This window comes from Actinoplanes oryzae, assembly GCF_030757795.1.
Classification (GTDB): domain Bacteria; phylum Actinomycetota; class Actinomycetes; order Mycobacteriales; family Micromonosporaceae; genus Actinoplanes.
In genome coordinates, this window is record NZ_JAUQWH010000245.1 from 1 (window position 1) to 9,912 (window position 9,912).

The 9,912-nt window shown below is 72.2% G+C and carries 7 protein-coding genes and 1 tRNA gene; 5 read left to right on the plus strand and 3 right to left on the minus strand.

The features are described 5' to 3' along the window. Positions 1-147 precede the first annotated feature (147 nt). The gene (locus RBH18_RS41125) at positions 148-1,206 is read right to left on the minus strand and encodes a WD40/YVTN/BNR-like repeat-containing protein (protein WP_306215937.1); all 1,059 of its coding nucleotides are present in this window, start codon (positions 1,204-1,206) and stop codon (positions 148-150) included. Between the two features lie 112 nt (positions 1,207-1,318). Between RBH18_RS41125 and RBH18_RS41130 the strand changes: the two genes are divergently transcribed. Both RBH18_RS41130 and RBH18_RS41135 read left to right on the plus strand, forming a co-directional pair. Next, positions 1,319-1,909: an antibiotic biosynthesis monooxygenase gene (locus tag RBH18_RS41130; protein ID WP_306215938.1), complete on the plus strand. Its 591-nt coding sequence runs from the start codon at positions 1,319-1,321 to the stop codon at positions 1,907-1,909. 103 nt (positions 1,910-2,012) lie between these two features. Then, positions 2,013-3,827, plus strand: coding sequence for a sensor domain-containing diguanylate cyclase (locus RBH18_RS41135; protein ID WP_306215939.1), 1,815 nt, complete (start codon positions 2,013-2,015; stop codon positions 3,825-3,827). Between the two features lie 129 nt (positions 3,828-3,956). Here the strand turns inward: RBH18_RS41135 and RBH18_RS41140 are convergent, their stop codons facing one another. Both RBH18_RS41140 and RBH18_RS41145 read right to left on the minus strand, forming a co-directional pair. Then, the gene (locus RBH18_RS41140; protein ID WP_306215940.1) at positions 3,957-5,615 is read right to left on the minus strand and encodes an AMP-binding protein; all 1,659 of its coding nucleotides are present in this window, start codon (positions 5,613-5,615) and stop codon (positions 3,957-3,959) included. Positions 5,616-5,702: 87 nt separating this feature from the next. Beyond that, complete coding sequence (locus tag RBH18_RS41145; protein ID WP_306215941.1) at positions 5,703-6,533, minus strand: CDP-alcohol phosphatidyltransferase family protein; 831 nt, start codon at positions 6,531-6,533, stop codon at positions 5,703-5,705. 247 nt (positions 6,534-6,780) lie between these two features. Between RBH18_RS41145 and RBH18_RS41150 the strand changes: the two genes are divergently transcribed. From RBH18_RS41150 to RBH18_RS41160, 3 genes are all read left to right on the plus strand, one after another. After that, complete coding sequence (locus RBH18_RS41150) at positions 6,781-8,664, plus strand: TRAP transporter permease (protein ID WP_306215942.1); 1,884 nt, start codon at positions 6,781-6,783, stop codon at positions 8,662-8,664. Beyond that, positions 8,661-9,647: a TAXI family TRAP transporter solute-binding subunit gene (locus tag RBH18_RS41155; protein WP_306215943.1), complete on the plus strand. Its 987-nt coding sequence runs from the start codon at positions 8,661-8,663 to the stop codon at positions 9,645-9,647. Before RBH18_RS41150 ends, RBH18_RS41155 begins: the two co-directional genes overlap by 4 nt. 187 nt (positions 9,648-9,834) lie before the next feature. Next, positions 9,835-9,908, plus strand: a tRNA-Arg gene (locus RBH18_RS41160). Positions 9,909-9,912: the final 4 nt, after the last annotated feature.

Here is a 9,912-nt window from a genome sequence, read left to right on the forward strand (position 1 = left end):
CGACGGCGGCCAGGGTGGCGAGGCCGGCGTGCGGGGTGGTCTCGTACATGTCCTCGACGCCGGACAGCACCGACGAGCCGCAGCACACGCAGAGCGTCAGCCCGGCTATGCCGCCGATGATCCATCCGGCGCTCTGGAGATTCTCTTTCATCGCTTCCAGGTCAGTTTCGCCACGCGGCCCTGCTCACCGCTGGCCCAGCACGAGCCGCCCGCGCACAGGACCGCGTCGAAGCTGCCCCCGTCGAACTCCTGCCACGTGCGTCCTCCGTTGTAGCTGATGTCGCTGCCGGTCGGGCCGACAGCCAGTGCGGTCGACGCGCTCAGCCAGGCCGCGCCGGAGCGGTATTCGCCCGGCTCGGTGCGGGCAGGCTGCCACGTGCGGCCGCCGTCGCGGGTGGTGGCCGCGGCGTCCGGGGCGGTCTCCGGCACCGCGTAGTCGCCGCCGACGGCGACGCCGTGCCACGGGTCACGGAACGCGAGGCTGTAGACGCCGGCGCTCGGGCCGCTGGGGATGCCGCTGTCGGTGACCCGCCAGGTGCGGCCGCCGTCGGTCGTGGCGAACACCCGGGCGCGCTCCCCGCCGCCGGTCGCGAACCAGGCCCGGCCCGCGCCGGCCCGGTCGGCGGAGACCAGGCACGTGCCGCTCGCCGCGAAGGCGAACTCGCCCGCCAGCGCCGCGGGCATGCCGGTGGAGGGAAGCACCGCCCAGGTGCGGCCCCCGTCGGCGGTGGCGAGGATGCGGAACTTACCGTCGACCGGGTCGGAGAGCGCCAGCCCGTGCCGGCGGTCGAGGAACGTCACGCAGTCGTAGAAGGCCGCCGGGTCCTCGTTGCGGAACGTCTCGCTCCAGGTGCGGCCGCCGTCGGCCGTCGCGTAGAGGCGGGACTGGTCGCCCTCGCCGATCGTCAGCGCGACGGCGTGGTCGGCGTCGAAGGCCTCGATGTCACGGAACTGGAGGTCGGCGGTGCCCGGCGGATCCACGCGCTGCCACGTGCGCGCGCCGTCGACCGTGCGCAGGATGGTGCCGCCGGAGCCGGCCACCCAGGCCACGCGGTCGCTGACCGGGGCCAGGCCACGGAAGCGGGCGGTGACACCCGTGTCGGACAGCCGCCACGAGGGTGCCGGGGCGGACGAGGTGAAACCGCTGGTCGCGGCGAGCACGAGCAGACCGGCCGCGGCCATCGAGAGCTTTCGAAGGCGTGTCATGGTCAGCGAACCTACCGGCCCGGGGCGATCTTGGCGGAGGGCCTGTGGACAAGTTCGGCGGTGAGGCGATCATCACCGCGCGGCCCGACCGCCCGCAGTCCAGAATGTGGGAATGGAAACCGCACCCCCGCCGCTCGCCGTGACCGTGGCGATCACCCGCCGGGCCGACCCCTCCCGCAACGCGGAGATGCTCGCCTGGGTCCGCGCCGGCACCGCCCTCGCCGAGCACTTCCCCGGTTTCCTCGGCGTCGGCTGGGTCCGCCCCGCGCTCGGGTCCACCGACTGGCACATGCTCTACCGCTTCGCCGACGCGGACGCCCTGCACGCGTGGGAGGAATCACCGCAACGGCAGTGGTGGCTCTCGTCGGCCCAGGGCATGGTCGAGCACACGCGCGTCGAGCGGCGTACCGGGATCGAAGGGTGGTTCGACCCGCCCCGCGAGCACTCGGTCGACGACCTGACCCCGCAGCCCGCCCCGCCGCCGCGCTGGAAGCAGGCGGTGACGATCTGGCTGGGCTTCTTCCCGCTCAGCCTGCTCGCAGCGGTCACCCTCGGTCACGTCACGGGCCACTGGAATGTGGTCCTGCGCACTCTCGTCACCACGCTGTGCCTCACCCCGCTGATGACCTACCTCGTGTTGCCGCAGGTCACCCGCTCCCTCCAGTGGTGGCTGCAGGGCCGGCCGCCGCCCTGGCGCCGCTGACCGCGATTTGCACCTCCCGTAGCGAGAGGGCGCATCAATGGACCCGGCCGGTTTCCTCCGGAATCCCGGCCGCCGTCCGATGGGCTCAGCCGAGGGAGGACCGATGCGCCTGCGCAACTGGATCGCCGTCGTCGTCAGCGTGGTGCTGCTGATCGCCGTCGGGGTCGTCGGCGTGCTCGTCAACCGGTCCGCCCTCCGCGCCGCCGACACCGTGCACCGCACCGACACGGAGGCCCTCGCGGTCAACAACGCGACGCTCGCCGGCCAGATGCAGCTGCTCGCGGCCAAGGACCTCGCGGCCTTCGTCGCGGGTCACTCCTTCCACCTCGCCGCCGGCGACGCGGGCGACAGGGCTGCCCTGGAGGAGTACGTGGCCGAGTCCGCCCTCTTCCCGTACGGCGCTGTGCTCTCGGCCCCCGACGGCACCGCGCTCACCACCACCCGCGCCCACCCGTTGCCCGCCGCGTCGGACGACGGTTATCAGGTGCTCCGCGCGCTGCTGACCGAGGGCAAGCCGGCCTTCTCCCCCGTGATGACGGCGACCGCCGCGGACGGCACTCCCGTCGCCGTGCAGGGCGTGGCGGTGCCCGTCGTCGTGGGCGGGGCGGCGGCCGGGATCCTCACCGGGTTCAGCCGGCTGACGACCACGACGCTGCAGGCGTACACGGCGAAGCTCAAGAGCACCGCGCACCTCACCACGATCGTCGACGGCACCGGGACGGTCGGCTTCAGCAGCGAGGCGGGCGTGGTCGGCACCAAGGTCGACCCGGCGATCGTCGCGGCGGCCGCGGCACATCCGAGCGGCTCCATCTTCGTCGAGTACTCGGCGGGCGGCACCCGGCAGGTCGCCGTCGTCGTCACGGGCGACCTGCTGCCGGGCGGCTGGGCCTACGTGCGTACGCAGTCCCGGGCCTCCTTCGACGGCGCCGTGCACAGCCGCAGCCAGACGATCAACCTCGCGCTGCTGGCCATGCTGGTGATCGGCGCGGTGGGCATCCTGATCCTCGGCTACCGGTCCCAGGTCCAGCGGCGGCGCGCCGACGAGCGGTTCCAGGCCCTCTTCCAGCACGCCCCCGACATGGTCGCCGTGCTCGACGAGGAGGGGCACGTGGCGTTCTCGAGCCCCAGCGCCGCGTCGGTCCTGCACTTCCCGCCGGGCTCCCTGCAGGGCACCAACGTCTTCGACCTGGTCCACCCCGGCGACCGTCCCCGCATGGAGGAGGCCTTCGCCGGCCTGCGCAGCCGGCGGGCGGGCGTGCTGCGCCTGCAGACCCGCATCCTCAACGCGGCCGGCGAGGCGACCTGGTTCGAGTTCACCGCCAGCAATCAAAGGCACAACCCGGCCCTCGCCGGCATCGTCATCAACGCCCGCGACATCTCCGAGACCCGGGCCTTCCAGGAACGGCTCGCCCACGAGGCCCAGCACGACGCCCTGACCGGCCTGCCCAACCGCCGCCGGCTCCAGGACGCCCTCGGCTCGTCCCTGCGCGACTCGCCCGTGGCCGTGCTCTTCGTCGACCTGGACGGCTTCAAGCCCGTCAACGACCGCTACGGTCACGAGGCCGGCGACGACCTCCTCCGCCAGGTCGCCTCCCGCCTGAGTTCCTGCGTACGCGAGCAGGACGTCCTCGCCCGCGTCGGCGGCGACGAGTTCGTGGTCCTCATGCCGGGCATCACCACCCCCGCCGACGCCCACTCGATGAACGCCCGCGTCCGCGCCGCCCTCGAGCACCCCTTCCGCGTCCTCGGCAACGAGGTCCGCATCGGCGCGAGCGTCGGCGTCCACCTCGCCGCCGCCACCGACGACCCGGACCAGGCCCTGCGCGCCGCCGACCACGCCATGTACTCCGTCAAGCGCGGCACCGCCGCCCGCGCCGCCCAGCCCGTGGGCAGTGGCCGGCACCGAGCCCCGGACTGAGCACGATCGGCGCGCCCCGAGGAGCTCGGTCACGGAACCCGGCCGCGAGGACAGTGCGATCACGCGCCCGAGAAGCTCGGTCACGGAACCCGGCCGCGGGGACAGCGCGATCGCGCGCCCGGAGGGGGCTCAGTCGCGGAACTCGGCCTCGGGGACGGCGCCCTCGGCGGCGGCCTGCTTGGCCTGTTCGGCCTCGCGGAGTTCGACGCGGCGGATCTTGCCGGAGATCGTCTTCGGGAGGTCGGTGAACTCGAGGCGGCGGATGCGCTGGTAGGGCGAGAGGTGGGCGCGCGAGTGCTCGAAGATCGACTTCGCGGTCGCCTCGTCGGGCTGCCAGCCGGCGGCCAGCACCACGTAGGCCTTCGGGACGTTGAGGCGCACGGGGTCCGGGGAGGGGACCACGGCGGCCTCGACCACGGCCTCGTGCTCGATCAGGACGCTTTCCAGCTCGAAGGGGGAGATCCGGTAGTCGGAGGCCTTGAAGACGTCGTCGGCGCGGCCGACGTACGTGATGTAGCCGTCCGCGTCGCGGGAGCCGATGTCGCCGGTGTGGTACCAGCCGCCCGCCATGGCCCGGGCGGTCAGCTCGGGGTCGCCGTGGTAACCGGTCATGAGGCCGAGCGGGCGCGGCGACGTGACCAGGCAGATCTCGCCCTCCGCCGGGACCTCGGCCCCCGTGACGGGGTCGATCAGGACGACGTCGTAGCCGGGCACCGGGCGGCCCATCGAGCCGGGCCGCACCGGGGAGCCGGGGGTGTTGGCGACCTGCACGGTCGTCTCGGTCTGGCCGAAGCCGTCGCGGATGGTGACGCCCCAGGCGCGGCGGACCTGCTCGATCACCTCGGGGTTGAGCGGCTCGCCGGCGCCCACGACGACCCGCGGCGGGGTGGGCAGCGCGCTCAGGTCGGCCTGGATGAGCATGCGCCACACCGTGGGCGGGGCGCAGAAGCTGGTGACCCCGCAGCGGTCCATCTCGCGGAGCAGCCGGGCCGGGTCGAAGCGCGTGTAGTTGTGGATGAAGACGCACGCCTCGGCGTTCCACGGGGCGAAGACGTTGCTCCACGCGTGCTTGGCCCAGCCCGGCGACGAGATGTTGAGATGCACGTCGCCGGGGCGCAGGCCGATCCAGTACATGGTCGAGAGGTGGCCCGCCGGATAGGACGCGTGGGTGTGCTCGACGAGCTTCGGCCGCGCCGTCGTCCCCGACGTGAAATAGAGCAGCAGCGTGTCCGTCGCCCGGGTCACCCCGTCGGGCGCGAACGCCGCCGAGGCGTCGTACGAGAAGGGATGCCACCCCGGCACGGGGTCGCCGACCGAGATGTGGCAGATGTCCGACGAGGGGAACCGCGCCGCCGCCGAGGACAGCGCCACGACGAAACGCGCGCCGCCCCGGGACACGCGGTCGGCGATGTCGGCGGCGGAGAGCAGCGGCGTCGCGGGGATCACGACCGCGCCGAGCTTCATCGCGGCGAGCAGCGTCTCCCACAGCTCGACCTGGTTGCCGAGCATGACGACGATCCGGTCGCCCCGGCGCACCCCGAGCGACCGCAGGAAGTTGGCCACCCGGTTGGAGCGCTCGGCGAGCGAGGCGAACGAGTAGCGGGCCTCGCTCCCGTCCTCCTCGACGATCCACAGCGCCGGCTTGTCGTTGCCCTCGGCGATGACGTCGAACCAGTCCAGCGCCCAGTTGAACTCGTCCAGCTCGGGCCACGCGAAGCCGGCCCGGGCGGTGTCGTAGTCCTCAGCGTGGCGGAGCAGGAAGTCGCGGGCTGCCCGGAAGGTCGACATGGCCAGCATCGTGCGCCTCGGGGGCCGGTCGGCGCCAGCCCCCGAAGCGTTGATCACAGCTGCGGGGTCAGGTCCCGGCCGCGATGATCACAGCTGCGGGGTCAGGACCCGCTCGGCCTCGGCCCTGGCCAGCGCGACCGGGAACGCCTGCGTCGCCTGCCACAGCCGATAGATCAGGCGCAGCTCGAAGACCAGCAGCAACGCGCCGGCGGCGATCGAGACCGGGATGATCCAGCCGGTCAGCGGGGCGATGATGAACACGGTCATCTCGAACTCGATGCCGCTGAACAGGTGCGTCCGGATCCGGTGCTGCGCGAGCGTACGCCCGATCCGGGACCGCAGCCCCCGCTTGCCCACCGCGGCGCCCTCGGCGGCCGGCTCGACCACGGGCTCGGGCACCGGGCCCCGGGCCGCCTCCAGCCGCTCGCGCATCGAGGCGCGGACCCGGCCCATCTGGGCGCCGTTCACATAGCGGAAGAGGTCGAGGAAGACCATGGCGATCATGACGTACAGGTAGGCGATGTCACCGGTGCGCGCGTACTGACCGCCGAAGAGCGCGAGGGCGCAGATGAAGACGCGGACCCGGTCGAACATGAAGTCCAGCCAGGTGCCGAACATCGAGCCGGTCCCGTTGAGCCGGGCGATCTTGCCGTCCATGCAGTCGACGATGAAGCTGACGTGGAAGAGCAGCGCGCCGGCGACGACCCACCAGCGGTCCTGCTGCGCGAAGCAGTACGCCGATCCGAGGCCGAGGATCGTGGCCAGCCCGGTGAGCACGTTCGGCGTGATCCACCGGTACGGCGACACGAAGCGCACCAGGTGCACGGCGACCGGGTCCACGAGGAGCACGGTCCACCAGGCATCCTTGGGCTTGTACGTGAGCTCCCGGATCTCCTGCAGCGATGAGCGTCGCACCATAACCCCAATCAACGCTCCGGCCCCGCCCCGGATACTCTTTTTGTCCGTTTTATCCATGGTTACAAAGAGCCCACGACGCGGTACGGTCCGTTCCATGGAGGACGGTCGATCTCCGAGTGACATCCAGCCGCCCCCGGTCGCCGCGAAGCCCGGCGGCAGTTTGCCACAAAGTCCTGATTCGATCACCGCCGACCCACCTGCCGTTCACTTCGATGACGAGGAGTTACCCGCAAGATCACTCACCGGAGTGACGGGGCGGGGCGTCGCCGTGGTGGCCGCGCTGGTCGCCGTACTCGTGCTGTGGCAGATCTTCCGCCCCCTGCCGCAGGGCAGCCAGTTCTATCTGATCGTCTTCCTGGCCGGCACCCTGCCGCTGGTGTTCCTGGCCTATCGCAGCCGGCCGGCCGCCAAGGGCGACCGCCCGACCGTCGTCGACTGGGTGCTCTGCGCGGTCAGCCTGGTGGTCTGCCTCTACCCGCTCAACCCGGCGACCGGCGGCTACAACGGCTTCCTCGACCGGCAGGGGCTGCTCGGCACCGCCGACGTGCTCGCCGGGGCGGTGCTGCTGGTGCTGATCGTCGAGGCGTGCCGGCGCACGACGGGACTCGCGCTGCCGATCGTCTGCCTGGCCTTCCTCGCCTACGGCTATTACGGCGGGCTGCTCCCGCAGAGCTGGAGCGTGGCCCACTCGGGGCTCGACTTCGCGCAGATCGTCGACGCCCTGTTCAACTCGGGCAGCGGGTTCTACGGTACGCCGCTCGACGTCGCCGCCACGTACATCGTGCTGTTCACCATCTACGGCGCCGTGCTGGACCTCTCCGGCGCGAGCCGCTTCTTCGTCGACCTGTCCGTCGCCGCCTCCCGCAAGTCGCGGGGCGCCGCGGGCAGGACCGCCGTCGCCGCAGGCTTCCTGCTCGGCACGGTCTCCGGATCCGGTACGGCCACCGCTGTCAGCGTCGGCGCGGTCACCTGGCCCCTGCTGCGCCGCGCCGGCTACCCCGCGGAACAGGCGGGCGGGATGCTGGCCGCCGCCGGGGTCGGCGCGATCCTGTCCCCGCCCACGCTCGGGGCGGCCGCGTTCATCGTCGCCGAGTACCTCGAGGTCTCCTACCTGACCGTGCTCGGCTGGGCGATGATCCCGACACTGCTCTACTACCTGGGCATCGTGCTCGCCGTCGAGATCGACGCCCGGCGCTTCGGGGTCAGATCCGTCGAGGTGCCGGACGTCAGCGCGCGGCGGCTGCTCCTCCAGTACGGCTACCACTTCTCGTCCCTCGTCCTGATCATTGTCCTGCTCGCCCTGGGCCAGAGCGCCACGAGATCGGTGGTCTACGCGACCCTGCTGGCGTTCGGCCTGTCGTTCCTGGGGCCCGACCGGCTCACGCCACGGCGGCTGTTCCAGGCGCTGTCGGCGGGCGTCCGCGGCGTACTCCCGGTCGTGGCCGTCTGCGCCGCCGCCGGCATCATCACCGCGACCACGACCAAGACCGGTCTCGGCGCCCAGCTGGCCTCGCTGCTCGTCAGCGGCGCGCAGGCGGTCACCGACAACCCCACGGCGGTGCTCGCGCTCACGGTCGTACTCGCCGCGGTCGCCCTGGCGGTGCTGGGCCTGGCCGTGCCGGTCACCGCCAGCTTCATCATCGGCTGGGTCATCATCGGCCCGGCCCTGCTGAGCCTCGGCGTGCCCGCCCCGGCGGCCGCGATGTTCGTCTTCTACTACTCGGTGCTCTCCGAGGTCACGCCCCCGACCGCCCTGGCCGCCGTCGGCGCGAGCGCGATCACCGGCGGCCGCACCGTCCCGACGATGTGGCAGGCCCTCAAGTACGCCCTGCCGGCCTTCCTCGCCCCGATCGCGTTCGTCCTCACCGACCAGGGGTCGCACCTGCTCGCCCGCGGAGCGTTCCTGAGCATCCTGTGGACGACGGCCGTCTCCGCCCTCGCCGTGGCCGCCCTCGCCGTCGCGACCGGCGCCTGGGTGCCCGGCATCGGACCGGCCGGGACCACCACCCGCGTCCTGAGCGCGCTGGCCGGGCTGCTGCTGCTCTATCTGGCACCGCTGACGATCCTCGCCGGCGTGATCGCGCTGGTGCTGGCACTCGCGTTCTGTTGGAGAAGGAGGCAATTGACATGAGAAAGGTCTTCGCCCTCGCCCTGGCGGGCACGATCCTCGCCGGGTGCGGCGGACAGCAGGACCAGGCGGCCACGGACACCGGCGGCGAGGTCACCTGCGACGTGGCGAACGACACGCGCATCGGCATCGCCACGGGCAACGCGACCGGGGTCTACTTCGCGCTCGGGAACGCGTACGCGGAACAGATCGGCGCCGCGGGCGGCAAGGTGAAGGCGACCGCCTCCGAGACCGGCGCCTCGGTGCAGAACATCCAGCAGCTCGTCGCCGGCGAGTTCGACGTGGCGTTCTCGCTCGCGGACAGCGCCGCCGACGCGGTCGAGGGGCGCAACAGCTTCACCGCGCCCCAACCGGTGCAGGCCCTCGCGCGCATCCACACCAACTACACCCAGGTCGTCGTACGCGCCGGAGCCGGCATCAAGGACGTCGCCGGCCTGCGGGGCAAGCGGGTCTCCACCGGCTCCCCGAAGTCCGGGACCGAGGTCATCGCCAACCGCGTCCTCACCGCCGCCGGCCTCGACCCCGCCAAGGACGTCCAGGCCCAGCGCCTCGACCTCACCAAGACCGTCGACGGCATGAAGGACGGCACGATCGACGCCCTCTTCTGGTCCGGCGGCCTGCCCACCCCCGGCATCACCGACCTGCTCACCACCCAGGGCGCCAAGGTCGCCTTCCTGGACATCACCCCGCTCCTGCCCGCCCTGCAGAAGATCAATCCGGTGTACGAGACCGGAGTCATCCCCGCGGCCACATACAAGACACCGGCGGACGTGCCGACCGTGATCGTCCCCAACGTGCTGCTCGTCCGCGACAACCTCGACGCGAACGTGGCCTGCGTCCTCACGAAGGCCCTCTTCGACCGCAAGCCGCAACTCGAACAGGCCAACGCGGCCGCCAAGGAGATCGACATCGCCAAGGCCCGCGACACCGCGCCCGTGGTCCTGCACCGCGGCGCCGACAAGGCCCTGAAAGACCTCGGCGGATAAATGCGTTGAACGCCGGGCGCGGGCGGGCCTATCGTTTGTCCCGTGCCCGGCACCACCACCGACCGGAAGGGGGCCGTCGTGAAGCGCATGCGCCACACCGAGCGCCCGGCCCCGGCCCGGCGACGAGGCTGACCCCAGCCCGTCCCGACCCGAGCCGCCGCCGCGATCCGCACGGCGGTTTTTTCTTGCCCCCATGGCGCAGCCGGAAAGCGCGCGACGCTACGAACGTCGAGGCCGCAGGTTCGAATCCTGCTGGGGGTGCTCA